This window comes from Kitasatospora purpeofusca (genome assembly GCF_000718025.1).
Classification (GTDB): domain Bacteria; phylum Actinomycetota; class Actinomycetes; order Streptomycetales; family Streptomycetaceae; genus Kitasatospora; species Kitasatospora purpeofusca.
Genome location: NZ_JODS01000002.1, coordinates 212242 through 234667 on the forward strand (window position 1 = coordinate 212242; position 22426 = coordinate 234667).

General features: G+C 74.7%; 18 protein-coding genes. 11 read left to right on the forward strand and 7 right to left on the reverse strand.

Features of this window, described 5'->3' with window-relative positions; genetic code table 11:
- The first annotated feature begins 157 nt into the window (after positions 1 to 157).
- The 4 genes from IF01_RS44910 (at position 158) to IF01_RS48075 (ending at position 5682) form a co-directional block, all read left to right on the forward strand.
- Positions 158 to 1222, forward strand: a complete 1065-nt coding sequence (locus tag IF01_RS44910) for a GAF domain-containing protein (protein WP_063764127.1) — start codon at positions 158 to 160, stop codon at positions 1220 to 1222.
- 426 nt (positions 1223 to 1648) lie between these two features.
- Complete coding sequence (locus IF01_RS0104010; protein WP_078879700.1) at positions 1649 to 3166, forward strand: lipase maturation factor family protein; 1518 nt, start codon at positions 1649 to 1651, stop codon at positions 3164 to 3166.
- A 262-nt stretch (positions 3167 to 3428) separates the two neighbouring features.
- A complete protein-coding gene (locus IF01_RS48070) occupies positions 3429 to 5579 on the forward strand; it encodes a hypothetical protein (RefSeq protein WP_030391841.1) in 2151 nt (716 codons plus the stop codon).
- Positions 5542 to 5682, forward strand: coding sequence for a hypothetical protein (locus IF01_RS48075; protein ID WP_157855155.1), 141 nt, complete (start codon positions 5542 to 5544; stop codon positions 5680 to 5682). Before IF01_RS48070 ends, IF01_RS48075 begins: the two co-directional genes overlap by 38 nt.
- Positions 5683 to 5783: 101 nt before the next feature.
- Here IF01_RS48075 and IF01_RS0104025 read toward each other — a convergent pair whose 3' ends face one another.
- Complete coding sequence (locus IF01_RS0104025; RefSeq protein ID WP_375340970.1) at positions 5784 to 6560, reverse strand: helical backbone metal receptor; 777 nt, start codon at positions 6558 to 6560, stop codon at positions 5784 to 5786.
- A 215-nt stretch (positions 6561 to 6775) separates the two neighbouring features.
- On the opposite strand from IF01_RS0104025, the gene IF01_RS0104030 reads away from it, so the two are divergent.
- From IF01_RS0104030 to IF01_RS0104040, 3 genes are all read left to right on the forward strand, one after another.
- The gene (locus IF01_RS0104030; protein WP_030391843.1) at positions 6776 to 7867 is read left to right on the forward strand and encodes an ABC transporter substrate-binding protein; all 1092 of its coding nucleotides are present in this window, start codon (positions 6776 to 6778) and stop codon (positions 7865 to 7867) included.
- A gap of 123 nt (positions 7868 to 7990) precedes the next feature.
- Positions 7991 to 9025: a FecCD family ABC transporter permease gene (locus IF01_RS0104035; protein WP_037778995.1), complete on the forward strand. Its 1035-nt coding sequence runs from the start codon at positions 7991 to 7993 to the stop codon at positions 9023 to 9025.
- Positions 9022 to 9981, forward strand: a complete 960-nt coding sequence (locus IF01_RS0104040) for an ABC transporter ATP-binding protein (protein WP_078879640.1) — start codon at positions 9022 to 9024, stop codon at positions 9979 to 9981. Before IF01_RS0104035 ends, IF01_RS0104040 begins: the two co-directional genes overlap by 4 nt.
- Here IF01_RS0104040 and IF01_RS0104045 read toward each other — a convergent pair.
- The 4 genes from IF01_RS0104045 to IF01_RS0104060 form a co-directional block, all read right to left on the reverse strand.
- Positions 9966 to 10964, reverse strand: a complete 999-nt coding sequence (locus IF01_RS0104045) for an L-tyrosine/L-tryptophan isonitrile synthase family protein (protein WP_078879641.1) — start codon at positions 10962 to 10964, stop codon at positions 9966 to 9968. The genes IF01_RS0104040 and IF01_RS0104045 overlap by 16 nt on opposite strands.
- 117 nt (positions 10965 to 11081) lie before the next feature.
- Complete coding sequence (locus IF01_RS0104050; protein WP_078879642.1) at positions 11082 to 12443, reverse strand: cytochrome P450 family protein; 1362 nt, start codon at positions 12441 to 12443, stop codon at positions 11082 to 11084.
- A gap of 56 nt (positions 12444 to 12499) precedes the next feature.
- Positions 12500 to 13954, reverse strand: coding sequence for an MFS transporter (locus tag IF01_RS0104055; RefSeq protein WP_051754895.1), 1455 nt, complete (start codon positions 13952 to 13954; stop codon positions 12500 to 12502).
- 273 nt (positions 13955 to 14227) lie between these two features.
- Complete coding sequence (locus tag IF01_RS0104060) at positions 14228 to 14815, reverse strand: sigma-70 family RNA polymerase sigma factor (protein ID WP_051754896.1); 588 nt, start codon at positions 14813 to 14815, stop codon at positions 14228 to 14230.
- 55 nt (positions 14816 to 14870) lie between these two features.
- Here IF01_RS0104060 and IF01_RS0104065 point away from each other — a divergent pair, with 55 nt between their 5' ends.
- The gene (locus IF01_RS0104065) at positions 14871 to 15203 is read left to right on the forward strand and encodes a zf-HC2 domain-containing protein (RefSeq protein ID WP_030391850.1); all 333 of its coding nucleotides are present in this window, start codon (positions 14871 to 14873) and stop codon (positions 15201 to 15203) included.
- A 466-nt stretch (positions 15204 to 15669) separates the two neighbouring features.
- Here the strand turns inward: IF01_RS0104065 and IF01_RS0104070 are convergent, their stop codons facing one another.
- Positions 15670 to 16521 (reverse strand): hypothetical protein, encoded by an 852-nt coding sequence (locus tag IF01_RS0104070; protein ID WP_030391851.1) that lies wholly within the window; start codon positions 16519 to 16521, stop codon positions 15670 to 15672.
- A 330-nt stretch (positions 16522 to 16851) separates the two neighbouring features.
- Between IF01_RS0104070 and IF01_RS0104075 the strand changes: the two genes are divergently transcribed.
- Both IF01_RS0104075 and IF01_RS0104080 read left to right on the forward strand, forming a co-directional pair.
- Complete coding sequence (locus IF01_RS0104075; RefSeq protein ID WP_078879643.1) at positions 16852 to 18225, forward strand: cytochrome P450; 1374 nt, start codon at positions 16852 to 16854, stop codon at positions 18223 to 18225.
- A gap of 95 nt (positions 18226 to 18320) precedes the next feature.
- Positions 18321 to 19760 (forward strand): CoA transferase, encoded by a 1440-nt coding sequence (locus IF01_RS0104080; RefSeq protein ID WP_030391853.1) that lies wholly within the window; start codon positions 18321 to 18323, stop codon positions 19758 to 19760.
- 39 nt (positions 19761 to 19799) lie between these two features.
- On the opposite strand, the gene IF01_RS0104085 is transcribed toward IF01_RS0104080, so the two are convergent.
- Entirely contained in the window at positions 19800 to 20399 is a 600-nt protein-coding gene (locus IF01_RS0104085; protein ID WP_233289985.1) for an HdeD family acid-resistance protein, read from the reverse strand.
- Between the two features lie 164 nt (positions 20400 to 20563).
- Here IF01_RS0104085 and IF01_RS0104090 point away from each other — a divergent pair, with 164 nt between their 5' ends.
- Positions 20564 to 22396 (forward strand): NAD-binding protein, encoded by a 1833-nt coding sequence (locus IF01_RS0104090; protein ID WP_030391855.1) that lies wholly within the window; start codon positions 20564 to 20566, stop codon positions 22394 to 22396.
- Positions 22397 to 22426 lie beyond the last annotated feature (30 nt).

Genomic DNA, 22426 nt, shown 5'->3' on the forward strand with positions numbered 1-22426 from the left:
CGGCCCGTCGGACGGCCCTTCGCCGCCCGCAGGTGGGCCGCCCGCCGCCTCGCCGCCGACATGCGGCTTTGACTGAGCATCAGCAGCGAGGAAGGGGAGGGGCCGGGAGCGCCTAAGGCGCCGGATGTCTGATTACATGTGCGCCATGACTGATGTGATGAGCACTCAAGGCCAGTTCCCGGGTGCCGCCGGCGAGTCCGAGAGGGCCCGCAGGCTGCGCAGCCTGGGCCTCAACGAGCCCACCGCGGACGAGGCCTTCGACCGCTTCGCCCACCTGGCCGCCAGCATCACCCGCGCCCCCATCGCGATGGTCAACTTCATCAACGACGAGCGCCAGATGTTCCGGGGGCTCTACATCCCGCCAAACTCCACCGACGCGGTGGCCGAAGAAGGCTCCTCGTGGGCCGATCGCGGCATCGCCTTCGACCTTCCGACCCGGGAGATGCCGCTGAGTCACGGCTTCTGCCCCCACGTCGTCGCGCAGCGTTCCCCCCTCGCGCTCGACGACATCCTCGCCTACCCCCGGTTCGCCGGGAACCCGGTCGTCGACGAACTGGGAGTCCGCGCCTACCTCGGCGCCCCGCTCGTCGACGACACCAACACCGTCATCGGCACCGTCTGCGTGCTCGACCGCGAACCCCGGCAGTGGGGCCGCGAACGGCTGCGCGACATCCAGCACCTCGCCGAGGCCCTGCTCTCCGAGATCCGCCTGCGCGACAACCTGCTCGCCCAGCAGCAGGAGATGTTCGCGGCCTTCGACGGCTCGCCGTTCCCGATCATGCTCACCGACGGTCCGGGCCAGGAGATCCGCTACGCCAACGCCCAGCACGCCGACACCTTCGGCGCCCCGGCGGCGTACGGCGCCGTCGGCCTGGCCTACCCCCAGCTCGGCGCCGCCGGCCTCCAGCAGGCGGTCTCCGAGGCGTACCACACCGGCCGCGCCACCGTCCTCAACGAGGTGCGGGTCCAGTCCCTGCGCCCCGAGGCCCAGCGCGGGCAGCAGATCTTCAGCTTCACCTGCACCCCGCTGCGCACCGCCCGCACCGGCCAGGTCACCGGCGTGCTGACGGTCGGCATGGACGTCACCGCGCAGTCCCGCACCGAGGAGGAACTCGGCACGCTCGCGGCCCTCCTGGTGGACCGCCTCCAGCAGAACGGCACCACCCCGGTCGGCCGCCCCGGCCTCGGCGCGGGGGAGACCGGCCTCGTCCTGCCGGGCTGAGCACCACCGGCCCGGCCCGTCCGGACCGCGTGCGGGTCACCCCCCGGACCGCGTACGCACCACCGGAGTTCCGTACGGCGCAGCACCGGCCGCCCACCGCGGCGGCACCGCGCCCCGACCATGGCCCAGACAGCCAGACAGCCAGACAGCCAGACAGCCAGACCCAGTCCGACCGCCCGACCACGTTTCTCCCACGGCACGACCACGTCCCGACCAGGTCCCTCCCAGGTCCCGAACGCGCCCCGACCGCGCGTCGTGGCGGGACCGCAGCGCCGGCCGCCCACCGCGGCGAGCCGTCCCACCGTGGCGGGGCGCCTCTCACCCCCGAGGAGAGGCTCCCCGCCGCGCTGCTGTCCGGGTGAACCGCCCGCCGCCGCCCCGCCGGACCCGTCCCCGGGGCCGCCGCCGGTGGTAGGCATGGGCCGCATGCAGTGGTTCGCCGCCCCCGAGTACTGGCTCAGCAGACTGCTCGTGCAACGGCTGCTGGCCGCCCTCTACCTGATCGCCTTCCTCGCCGCCGCCCGGCAGTTCCGCGCCCTGATCGGCAGCCGCGGCATGCTCCCGGTGCCCCGCTTCACCGCCCGGGTCCCGTTCCGGCAGGCGCCCGGACTCTTCCACCTCCACTACAGCGACCGCTTCTTCGCCGCCGTAGCCCTGACCGGCGCCGCGCTCTCCGCCGCCCTCCTCGGCGGCCTCGGCGACGCCGTCCCGCTCGGGGTGTCGATGCTCTGCTGGGCGGTGCTGTGGGTCCTCTACCTGTCGATCGTCAACGTCGGGCAGACCTGGTACTCGTTCGGGTGGGAATCGTTGCTGCTCGAAGCGGGCTTCCTGGCCACCTTCCTCGGTAACGCCGACACCGCCCCGCCCGCCCCCGTCCTGTGGCTGCTGCGCTGGCTGGTCTTCCGGGTCGAGTTCGGCGCCGGACTGATCAAACTGCGCGGCGACAGCTGCTGGCGCGACCTGACCTGCCTGCGCTTCCACCACGAGACCCAGCCGATGCCCGGTCCGCTCAGCTGGTTCTTCCACCACCTGCCCGGTCCGCTGCACCGCGTCGAGGCGGCCGCCAACCACGTGACCCAACTCCTCGTCCCGGTCTGCCTGCTCCTCCCGCAGCCCGTGGCGACCTTCGCCGCCTGCGTCGTCGTCGCCACCCAGCTCTGGCTGGTCGCCTCCGGCAACTTCGCCTGGCTCAACTGGCTCACCGTCGCGCTCGCCCTCGCCGCCGTCGACCCGGCCCGCCTCGGCCTGCCCGTCCACCCGCGCGACTACCCCGCCGCCCCGGTCTGGTTCGAGGCCCTGGCCCTGGCGCTCACCGCCGCCGTGCTCGTCCTGAGCTACTGGCCGGTCCGCAACATGGTCTCGCCCCGCCAGGTCATGAACCGTTCCTTCAACCGCCTCCACCTGGTCAACACCTACGGCGCGTTCGGCAGCGTCAGCCGCACCCGGCAGGAGGTCGTGCTCGAAGGGACGGACGAACCGGTGGTCACCCGGCACACCGTGTGGAAGGAGTACGGCTTCAAGGGCAAACCCGGCGACGTCCGCCGCCTCCCGCGCCAGTACGCCCCCTACCACCTGCGGCTGGACTGGCTGATGTGGTTCGCCGCGATCTCCACCGGCTACGCCCGGCCGTGGTTCCTGCCGTTCGTCGCCCGGCTGCTCGTCAACGACCGGGACACCCTGCGCCTGCTCCGGCACAACCCGTTCCCGGACACCCCGCCGACCCACGTCCGGGCGACCCTCCACCGCTACCGGTTCACCGATTGGCGCGAACTGCGGCAGACCCGCGCCTGGTGGCACCGCACACCGTTGACCGAGTACCTCGCGCCGGTCGACCTCGCCGCCCTCGCCCGCGCCGGACACCACCCGCCACCGGCACCGGGCACGGCCGATGCGGTCGGTACGGACCCGGACGGCCGGTCCGGGCGTGCCCCGAACGGGGGATGACCGGGTGACGACCGCTGACGCGGACCACCCGACCGGCCCTCCCCGGTGGCGCCCGGCCGGGCGCTGTGGCACGCCACACCGCCCCGAGGAGCGGTGGGTGCGTGCATGGCTCGAACGGGCACCCGTATTCTTGGCCTCCGACCGGCAGCCCTACCGCGCGCCCCCTCAGCCCCACCCGCCGGGGCCGCACCGCGCACCCGGACCGCCGCCCCCTCGCCGCCAGCCCACGCCCCCGCCGCAGCCGCCCAGAACCGGACCTCACATGACAGTGCTTCACTCCCGCAACGCCGACGCGGCCGACGCAGCCGGCTCCGCAGACGTCAAGGACACCACGGCCGCCACGGACACCGCGGCCGCCGCGACCACCACCGACACCGACCTCCGCGAGGAACTCGGCCGCTACGCCGAACTCGGTGCCTTCACCCTCACCTCTGACACCCACCCCTGGCACGCGGCCCTGGACACCGTCGCCACTCCCGAGGACGCGCGCGCCGCGTCCACCGTCCTCGCCGAACTGCGCGGACACGACCTCCAGCAGGTCTGGGACGACGTCACCGCGCTCGCCGCCGATGTCAAGATCGACGCGCCGGACACCGTCGGCAAGACCGCTGTACTCGTCGAGATGCTCCAGCTCCTGCGCCGCACCTCGACCGTGCTCGCCCCGGCCGCGTACGACGCCGACCTCGACTCCCTGATCGCCGCCACCGCCGACCGGACCTGGCGGCGCGAGCGCGGCGTCAAGCTGTCCTGGCTGCGCGGCCGCTCGCTGCGCAAGCAGGCCGCGGCCCTCGCCGTCACCACCGGCCGCCCCCGCGGCCAGGACCTGCACGAGGCACTCGCCTCCGCCGCGGTCGAGCGCCGGGCCTGGGCCGCCCTCGCGCCCGCCGGCACGCTGCCCACCGCGCCGTCCGACGCCGCCCTCGCCCACCGCACGGCGCAGGCCTTCGAGGCCATCAACACCGGGGTGCGCGAACTCGCCCGCCTGCTGCCCGGCCAGGACCTCGACGGGCTGTCCTTCCCGGACCTCGTCGACCTGGTCGACCGCCTCGCCGCCGACGAGGGCACCCTCTACCGCCTGCCCACCGTGCGCGGCCTGCGCACCACCCTGGAGGACGCCGGCCTCGGCGAGCTCCTCACCGAGCTGGCCGCCGCCCGCGCGGACCGCCGCGCCGCCGAGGCCGCCTACGGTGCCCGCCAGGCCCTCGCGGGCGGGCAGCGGGACGGTCTGGTGTCGCTGGCCGCCGAGGAGGCGGCCGACACTGCGGTCGACGTGACGGCTGACGTAGCGGCCGACGTGACGGGTACGGAGGAGACCGAGGCGGTCGCCGACGTGGCCGCCGAGACCGAGACCGAGATCGAGACCGAGGCTGAGGCTGAGGCTGAGGCTGAGGCTGAGGTCGCGGCCGAGGTGGAGACCGACGCCCCGGAGGCCGAGGCCGTCACCGCCGAGCCCGTGACCGAGGCGGACAGCCCGGAGGCCGAGGCCCCGGCCGAGGAGCAGCCGCTGGTCGTCACCCTCCCGGCCCCTTCGCCCGCCGCCGACGACCTGGTCGGCACCACCCCGGCCCCGCCGGTCCAGCCCTCCGCCCCGGAGGCGGAGACCATCGCCGCCACCGAGGTCGAGGCAGAGGTCGTGGCCGAGGTGGAGCCGGAGCCCGTGGCCGAGGTCGAGGCCGTTGTCGAGCCCGCGCTCGTTGTCGAGCCCGAGCTTGCGGTCGAGGTCGCGCCGGAGGCCGAGGCCGAGGTCGAGGCTGAGCCGATCGTGGCGGAGGAGACCCCCGAGCCGGTCGCCGAGGTCGAGCCCGAGGTCGATGCTGTCGCCGAGACCACGGTCGAGGTCGAGGAGGAGCCCGTCACGGAGGCTCCCGCCGAGGTCGAGCCGGTTGCCGAAGCCCGGGCCGTCACCGAGCCGACCGTCACCACCGAGGTCGTGGCCGAGGAGCCGGTCGAGCCGGTTGTCGAGGCCGTGGACGAGGCTCCGGTCGCGGAGGTCGCGGAGGTCGCGGAGGTCGCGGAGGTCGCGGAGGTCGCGGAGGTCGCGGAGGTCGCGGAGGTCGCGGAGGTCGCGGAGGTCCGAGGCGCCCGCACCCGCCGAGGTCGAGGTCGAGGCAGTCGTCACCGAGACGGAGGCTGTCGAGCCCGAGACCGTCGAGGCAGTCGTCACCGAGCCCGAGGCCGTCGAGAGCGAGCCCGCCGCCGAGGCCGAGCCGGTTGCCGAGGCGCCGGCCGTCGTCGAGGAGCCTGCTGCCGAGACCGAGACCGAGACCGAGACCGAGACCGAGACCGAGACCGCAGCGGCCGCGTTCCCGGCGAAGCCGGAGTTCACGCCGGGTCGGCCGGTGACCGCCTACTCGGCGGAGGAGCTGCTCGCGGTCGTGCGCTGGATCGACGCGGACGGCGTCGGACGGAGTGACGAGGAGCTGCTCCGCGCGGCGATGAAGGAGCTGGGCTTCGCCCGACTCGGCCCGCGCATCAAGGAGGCGCTGGGCGCCGCCGTCACCGCCGCCCGCGCCTGACCCAGGTCGCACGGCAGCACCCGCAACACCACCACGGCCCCGGAGGCACGGTCCACGAACCGCGCCCCCGGGGCCGTGTCGTCGTTGCCGCCCGTCCCGGTCTACCCCTCCCCGGCGGGCCGGGCCCGGCGCAGCTGCTCCGCCAGGACCGTCGGGGCCTCCACCAGTGACGGCCCGTACCAGGTGAGGTGGCGTCCGCTCACCAGCGCGGCCGGGATGCCCGGGAAGGCTTCCGGGCCGTCCTCGGCGGTGAACCGGTAGGGCTCGTCGGGCAGGACGACCAGGTCGGGGCGGCCGGCGAGCAGCTCCGGCAGCGGGACGGCGGGGTAGCGTTCCGGCCGGGCCGGGTCCTCGGCGTGCGGGAGGGTCAGGCCGAGGCGGCGCAGCAGGTCGCCGGCGAAGGTGTCGTGGCCCAGCACCATCCACGGGCGGCGCCAGATCGGCACGACCGCCCGGCGGGCGGGGCCGGGCAGCGGCCGGACCCCGGCCCAGGCGGCCTCGGCGGCGTCCAGCCAGGCGGGGCGGGGCAGACCGCAGCCGACGGTGAGCAGCCGGTCCAGGGAGTGGAACGCCTGGTCGAGGGTGCGGATGTCGGTGACCCAGACCGGCAGTCCGGCCGCCCGCAGCGCGTCCAGGTCGGGCCTGCGGTTCTCCTCGTCGTTGGCGATCACGAGGTCCGGGGCGAGGGCGGCGATCCGGGCCGGGTCGGGGTTCTTGGTGCCGCCGATCCGGTGGACGGCCAGGTCGGCCGGGTGGCTGCACCAGTCGGTGACGCCGGCCAGCAGTCCGGGCGCGGTGGCGGCCACGGCCTCGGTGAGCGAGGGCACCAGCGACACCACCCGCCGCACCGGCCCGACGCCACCACCCGCTCCGGACAGCGGCACGACCAGCCCGAGATCGTCGACCGCCGGACGGCCCGCCGCACCGCCCCCCGGCGCCCCACCCGTGGAAAGGAAACTCACCGCGCAACCCTAACCGCCCTCCAGTGGCCGGGAGGGCAAAGTTCCGGGAACCGGCAGGGCACAGCGGCCGACTACCTGGTCCGGGTTCACAGGACGAACCCGAGCACGACCATTGACCAGGAGAGTTACTGATGCGCCCTCGCGTCTTCTGCGGTATCGCGGCAGCCGTCGCCCTGTTCGCCACGGGCTGTTCCAGCGGCGGTGACGGGAGCGGCGACACCACGAACGGCGGCGGGAGCGCACAGGCGTCCGCCGCCGGCGCGTTTCCGGTGAAGGTGGCGGACTGCGCGGGCAAGGAGACGACGGTCGCCCGGGCACCGCGGCGGATCGTCACCACCGACGCGGCCGGCCTGGAGATGCTGCTGCAGCTCGGGGCCGGGGACCGGGTCATCGGGACGGGCTTCCCGCCCGGGAAGGGCAGTCTGCCGGCGGCCGTGGCCGAGCAGGGCGCCAAGGTGCCGGTGCTCGGTGACACCCTGATCCCCAAGGAGAAGCTGCTGGGTTCCGGCGCGGACCTCTACGTGGACACCTTCGGGCCGATGCCGATGATGGGCGCCGCGGGTGCCGGTCCGACCGAGGAGGAGCTCAAGGCGGTCGGCATGCAGCACGTGCTGCTGCTCTCCACGGCCTGCGCGAGCGGTCCGAAGGCCGCGGCCGGCCCGCGCACCGATCTGACCGGGGTGGCGGAGGACGTGCGCCGGCTGGGCGCGGTCACCGGGACGGCGGCCCGCGCCGAGGAACTGGTCGCCGCGATGGACAAGCAGATCAATGAGGTCAAGAACGCCACCGCGGCCGTACCGGAGGCGCAGCGTCCCGGGTACTTCCTCTTCGACTTCGACGCCGGTACAAAGCAACCGATGGCCGTCTGCGGCAAGCAGATCGCCAACGCGGTGATCACCCTGGCCGGCGCGCGCAACGTGTTCTCCGACTGCGACGCCGACTTCCGGCCCGTCTCCTGGGAGGACGTGGTGGCGAAGAACCCGGACTGGATCCAGCTCGCCGTGCGCAACCGGGGCAGCGAGGACGCCAACCGCAAGGCCTTCGACGAGGCCGAGGCGTTCCTCAAGGGCTTCCCGGCGACGCAGGGGCTCAAGGCCGTGCAGGAGGGGCACTTCCTGCGGATCGGCTCCGAGGTCACCACGATCGCCGGGATCCGCAACGCCGACACCGTGCGGCAGATCGCCGCGACCGTCCACCCGACGCTCGTCAAGAACGGGCAGTAGGCCGTGGCCCGCGCCGCCACCACCACGGACGCCACGGAGGCCGTCCCCGACACCGGCACGGACGCGTACACCGACGCCGACCCGGCCGCCGCCGGGCCCGGGCGCCGGGGGCGGGGCCGGGCGCTGCGCCCCGGGCCGCTCGCCGCGCTGCTCACCGCCGCGCTGCTGGTCGCGCTGACCGCCGCGGTCTCGCTCGGCTCGGTGGACATCCCGCCCGGCGAGGTGTGGTCGGTGGTCGGCCGGCGGCTCACCGGGCAGCACCCGGCGCCCGGCACCCGCGACCTCATCGTCTGGCAGCTGCGCGTCCCGCGCGCGCTGCTGGCGGCGGCGGTCGGGGCCGGGCTCGGCCTGGTCGGCACGGCGGTGCAGGCCCTGGTCCGCAATCCGCTCGCCGACCCGTACCTGCTCGGCATCTCCTCGGGTGCCTCGCTCGGGGCCGTGGGCGTGATCGTGCTCGGCACCGGCATGGGCCTGTCGCTGACCGTCGGCGGGATCGCCGGACTGACCGTGTCGGTGGCGGCGTTCCTCGGCGCGCTCGCCGCGTTCTCCCTGGTGTGGCTGCTGGCCCGGCGCGGCGGCGGCTTCTCCCCGCTGCGCCTGGTGCTGGCGGGTATCGGCATCGGCCAGTTCCTCACCGGCCTGACCAGCTATCTGGTGCTCCAGACCGGCGACGAGCAGCAGACCAGGGGCGTGCTGTTCTGGCTGATGGGCAGCCTCAGCGGCGCGACCTGGGGACAGCTCGCCGTCCCCGCCGCCGCCGTGGTCCTGGGGCTGGTGCTGCTCCAGGGCCGCGCCCGGGGGCTGAACGCGATGCTGATGGGCGACGAGACGGCGGCCGGCCTCGGGGTCGACGTGGTCCGGCTGCGCCGTGAGATCTTCGCCGTCACCAGTGTGCTCACCGGGGTGCTGGTCGCCGTCTCCGGTGCGATCGGCTTCGTCGGCCTGATGGTGCCGCACGTGTGTCGGCTGCTGGTCGGGGGCGACCACCGGCGGCTGCTGCCGCTGTCGGCCCTCACCGGCGCCGTCCTGCTGGTCGTCGTCGACCTGATCGCCCGGGTCGCGCTCGACGGCCAGGAGGTGCCGATCGGCGTGGTCACCGCGCTGCTCGGCGCGCCCACCCTGCTCTACCTGCTGGACCGACGACTGGAGCGGAATTGAGAATCGCCGTCGAAGACCTGAGTGTCTCCCTCGCCGGGCGGACCGTGGTGGCCGGTGTCCACCTGGTCGCCAAGGAGGGCGAGATCGCCGGCCTGGTCGGTCCCAACGGCAGCGGCAAGTCCAGTCTGCTGCGCACCGTCTACCGGCATCTGCGGCCGAGTGCCGGGCGGGTGCTGCTGGCCGGGCGGGAGTTGTCGGAGCTGAGTCCGGCGCAGTCGGCCCGGCACATCGGGGCGCTGCCCCAGGAGCGCGGCGGCGACTTCGAGTTGACCGTGCGCGAGGTGGTCGCGATGGGCCGGACCCCGTACAAGCGGGCGTTCGCCAAGGACGACGCCGAGGACCACCGGCTGGTGGCCGAGGCGCTGACCCGGGTCGGCATGGCGCACGCGCCGGACCGGGGGTTCGCCCAGCTCTCCGGCGGGGAGCGGCAACGGGTGCTGCTGGCGCGGGCGTTGGCGCAGCAGCCGGACGTCCTGGTGCTGGACGAGCCGACCAACCACCTGGACGTCCGGCACCAGGTGGAGCTGCTGGCGCTGCTGCGGGAGCAGCGCCGGACCACCCTGGTCGCGCTGCACGACCTGAACGCGGCGGCCTCGGTGTGCGACCGGCTGCATGTGCTGCACCGGGGCACGCTGGTCGCCTCCGGGGAGCCGCGGGAGGTGCTGACCGCCGAGCTGCTCGCCGAGGTGTTCGGGGTGCGGGCGGCGGTGATCGAACACCCGCTCACGGGGGACCCGTTGATCGCGTTCGACCACCGTGCGCCGGTCGGCGCGCCGGACCCGGGGGTGCCGGGTCCGGTCGCGCCGCCGTCGGGCAGGGGGGCGGGGGGTGCCGCGGGTACGAGGGCAGGCGTGATCGCCCCGCCCCCGGTGGTACCGGTCACCGAAGTCACCGGAGTCACCGTCCCCGCCGGTCTCCCCGCCCCGGCCTCCGTCGAACGTCAGGAGGTCTCGTAGTGGCTCGGGCGGCCGTTGCGCTCGACCAGCCGGCCGACCTTCGCCGCCTCCGCGCTGCGGATCAGCTCCCACTCGCCGTCCGGGCGGTGCAGCACCGAGGAGTGCCACGGGGTCATCCACATGTCCGTGTGCTCCAGCAGCCGGATGCCGAACTTCAGCACGCCGACCTTCTGCGGGTGGATGGAGAGCCGGAACGAGCGGGGGTGCTGCTCGGCGATCAGGTCGCCCCAGGCGCGGCTGCGCTGGATGACGCCGTAGGCGCGCTGGCGGCAGTCCTTCTGGAGGGCGGACTTGGTGCCGGTCCAGCCGAAGGTGTCCTCGGTGAGGAAGCGGGTGATGCCGCGATAGAGCTTGGCGGTCTCCTCGTCGGTCAGCACCTGCTCGCGCAGCTCCTCCTTGGTGGGAGCGTACTTGGCGTGCACCCGGGCGCGCTTCTCGTCGAAGGGCAGGTCGCCGAGCACGGCCCGCAGGTCGAAGGTGTCGAGGTTGGTCAGGCCCTCGCGCTCGATCAGCGCGGACAGCTCGTCGGAGTACTGGTCGATGTGGTCGTCCGGGACGTGGATGAGGTCGCCGAAGATGTGGCCGTCGGAGCAGATCAGGATCTTGGCACCGGGCTCGTAGATCTTGCCGATGTCCTCGGCGAGCCGGTTGAGGAAGGTGAGCGACAGCCGCTCGCCCTCGTCGGGCAGGTGGCTGAGCACCTTGGCGAGGTTGGGCGACTTGCAGGGGAAGCCGGGCAGGGTGAACAGGATCTGGTCCCCGGCGGTGATGAAGTCCGCCAACTGCTCCAGCTGGAGCGGGAAGTCGGCGGGTATCGCCTCGGCGTCCGGATCGGACGCGCGGCGGTGCGGCAGCAGCAGGTCGAGGATCTCGGCGGAGAGCCGGGCCACGGTCTGCTGGTCCGGGGCGGTGTACGCGGTGCCGGTGCTCTCGTTGCTGTCGGCCTGGGAGTCACTGGTGACGGTGGTGCCGGCGGGCGGCATGGTTGTCCTCCACGGAACGGTGTACGGGCTTCGGGCAGGCGGAGCCACGCCCCGGCGGTGTTCGCCGGGACGCTGCGGTGGTGCGGGGAGACGCGTCGTTGCGTCCTCGGGGGGTCGTCAGTGCCGCCGGTCGTAGGCGACCGGGAGCCGGTTCACCCCGCGGGCGAGGACGGCGGGCACCCAGGCGAGCGAGTCGATCTCCTCGCCGTCGGCGACCGACGGGCGCAGCCCGGGCAGCCGGGTGAGCAGGGTGCCGACGGCGATCTGGAGTTCGGCGCGGGCCAGAGCGGCACCGGGGCAGAAGTGGATGCCGTGGCCGAAGGCCAGATGGGCGTTGGGGGAGCGGTCGAAGTCCAGGACGTCGGTGTCCGGGAACTGCTCCTCGTCGCGGTTGGCGGCGCCGAGCGAGACGATCACCGAGTCCCCGGCCGGCACGGTGGTGCCGTGCAGGTCGCTGTCGGCTCCGAAGAACCGCCAGGTGGTGAGCTCGAACGCGCCGTCGTAGCGGAGGAGTTCCTCGATCGCCCGGGTGAGCAGGCCCGGCTCGGCGACGGGCTCGTCCGGGTCGAGGCTCGCGCGCAGCCGGTCCAGCTGGTCCGGGTGGCGCAGCAGGGTGATCAGCATGGTGGTGATCTGGTTGGTGACCGGCTCCTGGCCGGCGACCAGCAGCTGGAACACCATGGAGGCGAGCTCCTCGGGGCTCAGCTCGCCGGCGTCGCAGGCGGCGACGAGCCGGCCGAGCAGGTCCACGTCGGGCCCGGCGGGGTCGTAGGTGGCGCGCTTGTGGGCGACCACGTCGGCGATGTAGCCCTGGAGGCCGTGCAGTCGGCCCTCGTACGCCGGTCGGCCCGGGTCCTGCGGGCCGACCGGTTGCACGACCTTGCCCCAGTCGCGGTCGAAGCGCACCGCGAGTTCCTGGGGCAGGCCGATCACGGCCGCCAGCACCCGGAACGGGAAGTGGGCCGCGAAGCCCTCGACCAGGTCGGTGCCGCCGGCCGGGGCGGTCGGCGGGAGTTCGTCGATCAGGGCGTCGGCGAGCTCCTGGATGCGCGGGCGCAGCGACTCCACCCGGCGCGGGGCGAAGGCGTCCAGGACGAGCTTGCGCATCGTCGTGTGCTTCGGCGGGTCCTGGTGCAGCAGGTGCACCTGGAGCTGGGAGTGCTGCGGCTCCGGCATGATCGAGGCGAGCTTGCGCCAGTCCTCGTTGCCCAGTGAGTGGTTCTTGCCGAGCCTGGGGTCGTTGAGCGCCGCGTGGGCCGCCTTGTAGCCGGTGACCAGCCAGGCGCCGACGCCGCTCGGGAAGGTCACCCGGTGGACGGGGCCCGCGGCCCGCATCTGCCGGTACAGCGGGTACGGGTCGCTCTTGTACTCCGGTCCGAACAGCGGTACCGGATCGGGAAGTTCGTCGTACCCGAACGGGCAGCGCGGCCCGTCGGGAGTCTCGCCCGCCGCGGTCGGGTCGTGGACGGTGTCGGTCATTGCGGTTGTTCCTCCGGTAAGGATCTGCCGTGCGTAGGGGGAGGTGCGACGATGGGTCACACGCGGCTGCGGATCGTCCGGTCGGTTCCGGTGGTGCTCCCGCTGCCGGTGCTGCCGCCGGCGGCGGCGTCCTTGGTGCGGTTGTTGCGGTGGTGCAGGGTCAGTAGTCCGACGGCGAGGGCGGCGGCGGTGCCGGCCAGGGTGAGCCCGGCCCGGATGCCGGCGACCTCGGTGGTGCCGTAGAGCGTGGCGGCGGTGCCCAGCGCGGGGCCGAGCGCGAAGCCGAGGCTGCGGGCCAGTTGGACGGCCGAGCCGGCGGTGGCGAGCTGGTCGGGCGGGGCGGAGCTCATCACCAGGGCCTGGACCGGACCGCCGTTGAGTCCCATGCCGACGCCGGCCACCGCGAGCCGCCAGGCGATGTCCAGGGTGGACCAGTCGGTGTCGACCGGGACGAGCAGCAGCAGGCCGAGCGCGGTCACGGCGGCGCCGGTCAGCGCCGTCGGGCGGGCGCCCCAGCGGTCCGCGAGCCGTCCGCCGAACCGGCCGGCCAGCACCATGCCGAGCGGGAACGCCAGCATGGTGAGCGCGGTGTTGGTGGCGCTCTCGCCGTCGTCGCGGCGCAGGTACTGGGCGAGCAGGTAGTGGTTGGCGGCGAAGCCGGCCGCGAGGGCCAGTACCGAGCCGTTGACGGCGGCGGTGCCGGAGGCGCGCAGCACCCCGGCGACGGGGCGCCCGCCGGGGCGGCGCAGCCAGAACAGCACCAGCGGCACGGAGGGCAGCGTGAGCAGCAGCCAGAGCGGCGCGTCCGGGGCCAGGGTGAGGCCGAGCAGCACGGCGGCGACCGCCGAGCCGATCAGCGCGGCGTCGCCGAGCGAGGCGCGGTCGGGCAGCCGCAGCTGCTTGCCGCCGCGCGGGGCGTCCTTGCGGGCGATCAGCCAGGCGGCCAGGCAGATCGGCAGCTTGACCAGGAAGATCGCCCGCCAGCCGACGTGGTCGAGCAGCAGGCCGCCGACGACCGGGCCGAGGACGGCGCCCAGCGGGCCCAGTGTGGCGGGCACGCTCATCGCGCGGCCGCGCAGCTCGGGGCGGACGGCGGTGGCCGCGAGGACCGGCATCAGGACGAACAGCACGGCACCGAAGGCCCCTTGGGCGAGCCGGGCGGCGATCAGCCAGCTGGCCCAGGGCGCGACGGCGGCCAGCGCGCTGCAGAGCGCGAAGCAGGAGACCGACAGCAGCAGGGCGGCGCGCAGGCCGACCTGGTCCAGCCACCGTCCGGCGGGCAGCAGCAGGGCCACCAGGGGGAGCTGGTAGCCGAGCACGGCCCACTGAGCGGTGGTCTGAGACACGTCGAGGGCGTCCGCGATGTCGGTGAGCGCGAGGTTGACCACGTTCATGTCGAGCATCGCGACGAAGGAGATCAGCCCTGCGGCGAAGACCAGGCTCCACCGGTCCTCCGACCGGACCGGGCTGTCACCCGACGTACTGGTGGCGGGCGACTGGTGCGCTGCCATGGGTCATCCTCCGTTCCCCCGTGCTGTCCGGACACCACCTCGGCGGCGGCGTCCGGTACAGCAGTCGGAGACACCCCGGCTCCAGTTCCGAACAGGTGGGGGATTTTTAAGGCTTGGCCGGATCATGCCCACCGTGGCCGATCCTGCCCGGTGGAAGAGGTCCGTCCTCCTGGCGCGCCGCCGGCCTTCCGGACCCGGTCGCACGAACGCCGGACGGCGGGTGGTGGATCCCGGGATCCACCACCCGCCGTCCGGCGTTCGTCGCACCCGCCCTCAGCAGGCGGCCGCCAGTTCCGTGGCCGCGCCCGGGACCGGCTCGCCGGCCTCGGCGGCCCGCAGGCGGGCGATCAGCTCCTCGCGCGCCCGGGCGACCCGGGAGCGGACGGTGCCGACCGGGCAGCCGGCCACCTCGGCGGCCTCGGCGTAGCTCAGCCCGACCACCTGGGTGAGCACGAAGGCCTCCCGCCGCTGCGCGGGCACCCGGTCCAGCAGGTCGTCGAGCGCCACGCCGTCCTCGAAGCCCGCGGCGGGGGTGGTGCCCTGCCGTTCGGCGGCCTCCTGCCAGTCGGGCAGCGCCGCGCAGCGCGGGCGGGCGGCGGCGGTGCGGTAGCGGTCGATGACGGTCCGGCGGGCGATCGACAGCAGCCAGGTGCGGGCCGAGGAGCGTCCGGCGAACCCGGGCAGGCTGCGCAGGGCGCGCAGGAAGGTCTCCTGGGCGAGGTCGTCGGCGGACTGCACGTCGGTGAGGTGGGCGACGAACCGCCACACGTCCCGCTGGGTGGCCCGGACGAAGGCCTCGACGTCGGCGGACCGCCCCTCGCGGGCGGCCAGGGCGAGGGCGGTCAGCTGCTCGTCATCCACGGCGGCCTCCCACCCGGACGGTCCCACCTGGGAGAAGGTGCGGGACGATGGTCATATGAGATGCGAGCAACTCCGTACCGCTCTGTCCGCCCGCCTCGACGGTGAGCCGGCCGGTGTGCCGGACCGTCGACTGGACAAGCACGTCGCGCGCTGCGCGGTCTGCCGGGACTGGCTGGAGCGGGCGGAGCGGCTGCGCGGACCGCTGCTCGCGGACCGGACCGGCGGCGACCCGTCGGCGGAGTGGACGGCGGAGCTCCTCACCCGCCTCGGCGTGGAGCCGGCGGGTGCCGGGGAGCCCGAGGGCGAGGTCGCCGACCCGGCGGCGGACGCGGTCGCCGCCGAGCAGGAGGGCCGCCCCGGGCAGGGGGACGGCGGGCGGACGCGGTAGGACGGTGGCGCCGGTTCGGACCGGTGCGCCGTCGAAGTGAGACATGGAGGAGTCCCGAGGGGAGAACGGGGGTGCGGTCCCGCTGCGGGCGGAACCGTCGGCATCGGTGGGCGGCCGCGCGTCCGGAGCCCCGGCCGGCGGAACGGCGGGACGGTCGGCGCGCACGGGCCCGGGCCCCGGTCGCGCGGGCGGCGTCCGTCGGTACCGGCGGCGCGCCGTCCCCTGGGGCGCCCGGCCGGCGGCGTCCTGCGCCTCCGTCGGTGGCCGTCGGTCCCGTTCCCGGTCCCGGTACCCGGCGAAGGGCGCGGGGCGGGGCGGTGCGGTACGACGGCACGGCGGTGCGGTGGTTCGCGGTCGGTCGGGGTCGTCCGGGACGGGCGGCGGTACCCGGCGGCGCGGCTGCGGCGCGGGGCGACCTGCCCACCGCGCGGGGGACACCGGTGGTGTCCGGGATGCGGAGGGCGCGTCAGCGGGCGAACGCGGCGCGGGGCGGCCCACGCCTCACCAGGGCGTGCGAGAGCAGCACCAGCCGCGGCAGCCGGGTCCGACGGCCGACGGGTCTCGGCGCTCCCGGTGGCCGGTAGTCGGCGGGTCGGCCGAACAGGGCCAGCAGCGGCGCCAGCAGTGCCCCGGCCAGTACCGTGCCCAGCGCGCCGAGCAGGTCGAACAGCCGCACCAGCGCCGTCTCGCCGCGCCACAGCAGCAGCGCGCACGCGAGCGCGGCGAGCACGTGGGCGGCGATCATGCCGGTGGACATGCCGTGCGCGGCCATGTCGTGACCGACCGCGCCGTGGCCGCCCGTACCCTGACCGGTCATGTTCTGGCCGGTCAGGCCCGTGCCCGACCCCGACGGGAGACCCGACGTCGACGCCGCGCCGTGCGCGTGGTGCGCGGCGGTCGCGGCCTCGACCCCGGCCGGCGGGACGTCCGGGTCGAGCCCGGCCATCACGGCCAGGTCGTCCGGCGTCAGCCCGGTGGGTGTGGAGTCCGGATTGCACAGCAGCAGCGAGGCCCAGTCCGTCGGCGGAGCAAGGCTCGCGCCGCCACCGGAGAACAGCGAGCCCGCCTGTTCGAAGGTCAGGTGCAGGGCGGTCTGCGCCGCCACCATCCAGAGGCTGATCACCGTGAGCCCGCGTCGCCGGCCGGCCAGCAGCCAGGTGAGGCCGAGGGTGAGACCGAACGCGCCGGCGAGGACGGGGGCCGAAACCCCGGAACCGGACATGGAGACGTGCGCCGTGGCGGCCAGCGCCACGCAGAGCGCGGCGAAGACCACGGCGCGCAGCGAGCGGATCCGGTCGGTCATCACGATGACACTCATCGTCGCACCCGCCTCCGCCGACCAGTACCGCACCCTCCGCTATTGGCCGGTTCCACCCCTGTGACGGCACGTCCGGGCACCTCGGGAGGGCCCCGGGGAGGCAGGCCGTTCGGGCACCGACGCCTCCGGGGCCGCTGGGGAGGGTGGTGCGGGAGGGTTGTCGCGCGGTGGCCGGATCCCGACGGTGCGGGACGGGGCGGAGCGCCGACCGGCGCCCGACTGGTCCCGGAAGATGTTATTCATGCCGTCATATCGGTTTGACAGCTTCGTTCCGATACGTACTGAATGTGACCTCGCACACACGGGACCGACAGGGACAGGAGGCCCGGGATGGGCACCACCGCATCCGATGCCGGCGCGACCACGACCAGCGGCGCGACGGCCGGAGCGGCCGCGGACGGCCGGCCCGGGACGGACGCCCGGGCCGGGGCCGCGGACAGCGGCCCGGGGTCCGCCGTCGACCGGCCCGAGGGCGTCGACCTCGCGGATCCGGCCTTCTGGCGACTGCCCGCCCCGGCCCGGGCCGCCGCCTTCGCCGAACTGCGCCGCCTCCCCGCCCCCGCCCGCTTCGGCGCCGGCCAGGGCCGGGGCGGCCGCGACCAGGGCTTCCACGCCCTGGTCCGGTACGCCGACGTGGTCGAGGCCAGCCGCACCCCCGGCGTCTTCCTCAGCGGACCGGGCGTCACCACCCCCGAACCCGCCCGCTGGGTCCGCCTCCTGTTCGGCGACTCGATGGTGAACCTGGACGACCCCCGGCACGCCCAGCTGCGCCGGATCGTCTCCCGCGCCTTCACCCCGCGCCTGCTCTCCCGGGTGGAGGAGGACATCCGCCGGGTCGCCACCGAACTCGTCGACCGGGTCGAGCACGAGCGTCCCCGGGACTTCGTCAACGCGGTGGCCGCCGAACTCCCCTTCCGGGTGATCTGCGACATGATGGGCATTCCGGCCGAAATCCGCCGCGCCATCCTCGACCAGGTCAACCACGCCTCCGAGCACACCGGCGTCGCGCGCCCGCTGCGCGAACGCCTCCGGACGCCCGGCCGCGGACTGCGGGCGCTGGCCCGGATGCAGGGCATGGTCGCCGCCCTCGGCCGGGAGCGCCGCCGCCGCCCCGCCGACGACCTGATCTCCGCCCTGGTCACCGCCGACGTCGACGGCCGCCGCCTCACCGGCCGCGAACTCGGCGCCTTCTTCTCCCTCCTGCTCGTCGCCGGTGTCGAGACCACCCGCAACGCCCTCGCGCACGGCCTCCACCTGCTCACCGTCCACCCCGGCCAGCGCGCCCTGCTGCTCGGCGACCTCGACCGGCACCTCGGCGGCGCGGTCGACGAGATCGTCCGCCACTCCACGCCGATCATCCAGTTCCGCCGCACCCTGGCCGTCGACCACCGGCTCGGCGGACCGGACGGGCCGCTGCTGCGGGCGGGCGAGAAGGTGGTGCTCTACTACGGCTCCGCCAACCACGACGAGACCGTGTTCGCCGACCCCGAGGCCTTCGACATCACCCGCACCCCCAATCCCCACCTCGGCTTCGGCGGGGGCGGGCCGCACTACTGCCTCGGCGCGCACCTCGCCCGGCAGGAGATGAAGGTGCTCTACCGGGAGCTGTTCACCCGGCTCCCGGAGGCCCGGTCGGTCGGCGAACCGGAACGCGCGCCCTCCAGCTTCGACCACCGGGTCCGTGCGCTCCGGTTCACCTTCTGACCCGCCGGGCTCCCGCCGACCGCCCCCCGCCGGCCCACGTCGGAAGGTGGTGGCCGTCACTGCGGGCCGCCCGGCCCGCCGAGCAGAATGCCGATATGACCGACCGTTCGCTCCCCGCCCCGGCCTCCACACCGGCCCCCGCCCCGGCCCCCGCCGCTGCCGACCCGCTTCCGTCCGGCGTCGACGGGCCCACCGCCGACGCCTGGACCGCGCTCGGCGGACCGGCCGCGCTGCTGGACCGGGTCTCCTTCCACGGACCGGACGCGGTGCTGCCCTCCCGGCTGCCCGTGCGGCGGCTGGCCCGGGCCACCGTCGCCGCCTGCTCGCTGGCCGCCGCCGAACTCGCCGCGCAGCGCTCCGGCGGCCCGGTGCCCGAGGTCCGGATCGACCAGGGCGCGGTCGCCACGGCCTTCGTCAGCGAACGCCACCTGCGGATCGACGGCCGCGCCCCGGTCAGCTTCGCGCCGCTGTCGGGCTTCTGGCAGACCGCCGACGGCTGGCTGCGCACCCACGCCAACTACCCCCACCACCGGGACCGGCTGCTCACCGCCCTCGGCCTGCCCGCCGACACCGGGCCCGAACGGCTCGCCGCCGCACTGCGAGAGCAGCCGGCCGCCGCCGTTCAGGAGCGCGCGTACACGGCGGGGGCGCTCGCCGTCGCGGTCGCCCCGCCCCGGGAGCTGGTCCTGCCGCTGGTCGAGCGCCGGACCGTCGACGCGGCCGCGCCCCGCCCGCTGGCCCCCGCCGAGCTGCCCGCCGCCGGGATCCGCGTCCTCGACCTCACCCGGGTGATCGCCGGACCGGTCGCCACCCGCACCCTCGCCCTGCTCGGCGCCGACGTGCTGCGGGTCGACCCGCCGCGGATGCCCGAGGCCGAGGACGCCCACGCCGACACCGGCTTCGGCAAGCGCTCCACCCGCCTCGACCTCGCCGTTCCGACCGACCGGGCCGTCTTCGAGGAGCTGCTCGCCACCGCCGACGTCCTCGTCAGCGCCTACCGCCCCGGCGCCCTGGACGCGTACGGCCTGGCCGCCGACGAACTGCTCGCCCGCCGGCCGGGCCTGGTGGCCGTCGAGCTGAACGCCTGGGGCTGGACCGGCCCGTGGGCCGGGCGCCGCGGCTTCGACAGCCTGGTCCAGGCGGGCTGCGGCATCGCCGCCGTCGAGGCCGGAGCCGACGGCCGCCCCGGTGTACTGCCCGCCCAGGCCCTCGACCACGGCACCGGCTACCTGATCGCCGCCGGAGTCCTGCGCGCCCTCACCGAGCAGCGCACCGGCCGCCCGGGGAGCCGCCATCTGCGCTACTCCCTGGCCGGCACCGCCTCCTGGCTGCTGCAGGGCATCGCCCCCACCGCCGACCCGCACGTCCTGCCGAACGACGAGCCCTACGACCCCGCCCGGTGGATCACCGACACCGACGGGTCGGAGTACGGCCGGCTCCGCCACGCCCGCCCGCCCCTCGGTTACGCGGGCACCCCCACCGACTGGTCCCGCCCGCCGGGCCGCTGGGGCACGGACGCCCCGGTCTGGCGCTGACCGCCGTCCGGTTGTCCGGCTGTCCGGTTGTCCGGCCGGTCAGACGCCGGACGGGATCTGCTTCGCCGAGCTGCGCACCTGGAGGGCCGTGACGATCTCGACCAGACCGAGGAACAGCAGCCAGCACCCGGCCAGGACGGTCAGTGCCTTGATCGAGCCGACCGGCCAGACCATCAGCAGCACACCGGCCAGCGTGTTCGCGGCGCCTGCGAAGGCCTGCCAGCCGCGGGCCGGCATCGTCTCGTCCGAGATCGCGGCGACCAGCTGCGTGATGCCGCGGAACAGCCAGCCGATGCCGATCCAGATCGCCAGCAGCAGCAGCGACTGCACCGCGCTGCGGAAGCACAGCAGACCGAGCAGCACGCAGATGGCCCCGCTGATGAACGCCAGCACCCGCATCGCGGTGCTGGCGTGGGTGCCGAACGCGGCGACCAGCTGGACGATGCCGATGACCAGCAGATAGAGGCCGAACAGCACACCGACCACCATCAGCGTCTGCTTGGGCCAGACGAACACGACGATCCCGAGCGCGAGCGAGACCAGCCCGGCGAGCAGCAGCACCTGCCAGGCGGCCTTGGCGAGCATCCCTAGCGGACCCCGGACCGGGGAACCGTCGGGAGTGATGATCGGGGAGACCACGGGGCATCCTCCTGGAGTGCGGGCGGCGGACGGCGTTCCCCACGATCACTGCCCACGGCGCGACCTGCCCGCCGGGTGCGTCCGTTCGGGGGACCGGGCGGATTTCCCCCGGGGTTTCCCGAACGTCACCTCACCCTCACTAACCGTCGATAAGATCCGTCGATATGACTTCTGAAGGGTGGGGGACCCCTCCGGTCGAGCCGATCGGTCAGCACTACATCGTCTGCGGCGGCAACGCGCTCGCCCACCGCCTGGTCCTCGAACTCGTCGAGCACTACGAAGTACCGGTCGTCGTCCTCGTCCCGGACCGCACCCGCGACCACGCACCCCGGATCGAGCAGCTGGACGGCGTCGCCGCCGTCGTCGAGTACACCAGCGTCACCGAGGAGGCGCTGCGCGCCGTCCGGGTCGAGACCGCGCGCGGCATCGCCCTCGTCGACGGCAGCGACCAGGAGAACATCCACGCCGCGCTGTCCGCCCAGGGGCACAACCCCGGGATCCGCATCGTGCTGCGGATGTTCAACCAGCGGCTCGGCTCCAACATCGAGCGGCTGCTGAGGAACGGCACCGCGCTCTCCGGCTCCGCCACCGCCGCCCCGGCCTTCGCCGACGCCGCCCTGACCCGGCCCAACTCCGTCCAGGTCGGCGACCGCTTCCTGCACATCGCCTACGACGACGACATAGCCGCCGACCGGATCTGCGTGGTCGCCGACCGCATCGACCGCCAGGACCTCGGCCGGATCCGCCTGCTGCCCGACCAGGAGGGCGACTCCGCCTCCTTCGTCCGCCTGGCCGGCGAATTCGGCGACGGCGGCCCGATCCGCTCCGCGACCGAGGCCCGCCGCGCCACCGAAGCCGCCCCCGCCTCCGCCCCCGACGAACCGTCCTCCGCCACCGGGGGTGTCGCGGCGCTCCAGACCCTGCCCAGCGAACCCGCCGTCCGGATCCCCTGGTGGCGGCGGCTGCGCTGGCGGCTGCTCGACACCCTGCGCTTCTTCACCAGCGCCCGCCTCCGGGTGGTGCTGATCACCGCCCTGGCCGCCGTGCTGTTCGCCTTCGGCCTGCTCTGGTACCTCAACGGGGACTTCGCCTGGTCCCTCTACGCCTCCCTGCTCGACCTCGCCGGCGCCGCCCAGCCGGACCAGCCCGGCACGGGCGACGGCAGCGGCACCGGCGGCACCTGGCAGCGGATCGCCCAGGTGGTGATCACCTTCTGCGGCATCACCTTCGCGCCGGTCGCCACCGCGATCATGGTCGAGGTGCTCGCCTCGGGCCGCCGCGGCCAGCACCGCAGCCCCGGCGCGGGCACCCGCGACCACGTCGTCGTGGTCGGCCTCGGCAACGTCGGCACCCGCGTGGTCGCCCAGCTCCACGGACTGGGCGTCCCGGTGGTCGGCCTGGAGAGCGACCCCCAGGCCCGCGGCATCTCCGCCGTCCGCGCCCTCGGCGTCCCCGTCGTCGTCGACGACGGCCCCCTCGCCGAGCAGTTGCGCCGCGCCCGCCTCAAGCACAGCCGCGCCGTGGTCGCCGTCAGCGGTGACGACGCCACCAACCTGGAGGCGGCCCTGGAGGCACGCGCCGTCCGCCCCGACGTCCGGGTGGTGCTGCGCCTCTTCGACGACTCCTTCGCTAGCCACGTCTACGCCACCCTGGACAACGTCGTCTCGCGCTCCACCTCGTACCTTGCGGCCCCCGCCTTCGCCGCCGCCCTGATGGGCCGCGAGGTGCTGGGCACCCTCTCGGTCTTCCGCCACGTCCTGCTGATCGCCGAACTCCCCGCCGAACTCGGCACCGGCCTGATCGGCCTCAACCGCCACGACCTGGAGGACACCGGCGGAGTGAGGGTCCTGGCGGTTCGTTTGGCCCGCAGCCCCCGCCTCTACCACTGGAACTACGCGGACCGCACCCGGACGCTGGAACCGGGCGACAGCGTTGTGGTGGCTGCTACGCGGAGTGGCCTTGCCCGCCTCAACACGACGCTGACGGAGAACGCCTGAGGGCCGCAGGAAGTCGGCCACGCCGACTTC

Excerpts from the sequence above, each read along its gene's own strand:
- IF01_RS44910 (WP_063764127.1), top strand. The coding sequence starts at position 158 with ATGAGCACTCAAGGCCAGTTCCCGGGTGCCGCCGGCGAGTCCGAGAGG.
- IF01_RS0104010 (WP_078879700.1), top strand. The coding sequence starts at position 1,649 with ATGCAGTGGTTCGCCGCCCCCGAGTACTGGCTCAGCAGACTGCTCGTG.
- IF01_RS48070 (WP_030391841.1), top strand. The coding sequence starts at position 3,429 with ATGACAGTGCTTCACTCCCGCAACGCCGACGCGGCCGACGCAGCCGGC.
- IF01_RS0104030 (WP_030391843.1), top strand. The coding sequence starts at position 6,776 with ATGCGCCCTCGCGTCTTCTGCGGTATCGCGGCAGCCGTCGCCCTGTTC.
- IF01_RS0104045 (WP_078879641.1), bottom strand. The coding sequence starts at position 10,964 with ATGCCGCCCGCCGGCACCACCGTCACCAGTGACTCCCAGGCCGACAGC.
- IF01_RS0104050 (WP_078879642.1), bottom strand. The coding sequence starts at position 12,443 with ATGACCGACACCGTCCACGACCCGACCGCGGCGGGCGAGACTCCCGAC.
- IF01_RS0104055 (WP_051754895.1), bottom strand. The coding sequence starts at position 13,954 with ATGGCAGCGCACCAGTCGCCCGCCACCAGTACGTCGGGTGACAGCCCG.
- IF01_RS0104065 (WP_030391850.1), top strand. The coding sequence starts at position 14,871 with ATGAGATGCGAGCAACTCCGTACCGCTCTGTCCGCCCGCCTCGACGGT.
- IF01_RS0104070 (WP_030391851.1), bottom strand. The coding sequence starts at position 16,521 with ATGAGTGTCATCGTGATGACCGACCGGATCCGCTCGCTGCGCGCCGTG.
- IF01_RS0104075 (WP_078879643.1), top strand. The coding sequence starts at position 16,852 with ATGGGCACCACCGCATCCGATGCCGGCGCGACCACGACCAGCGGCGCG.
- IF01_RS0104080 (WP_030391853.1), top strand. The coding sequence starts at position 18,321 with ATGACCGACCGTTCGCTCCCCGCCCCGGCCTCCACACCGGCCCCCGCC.
- IF01_RS0104090 (WP_030391855.1), top strand. The coding sequence starts at position 20,564 with ATGACTTCTGAAGGGTGGGGGACCCCTCCGGTCGAGCCGATCGGTCAG.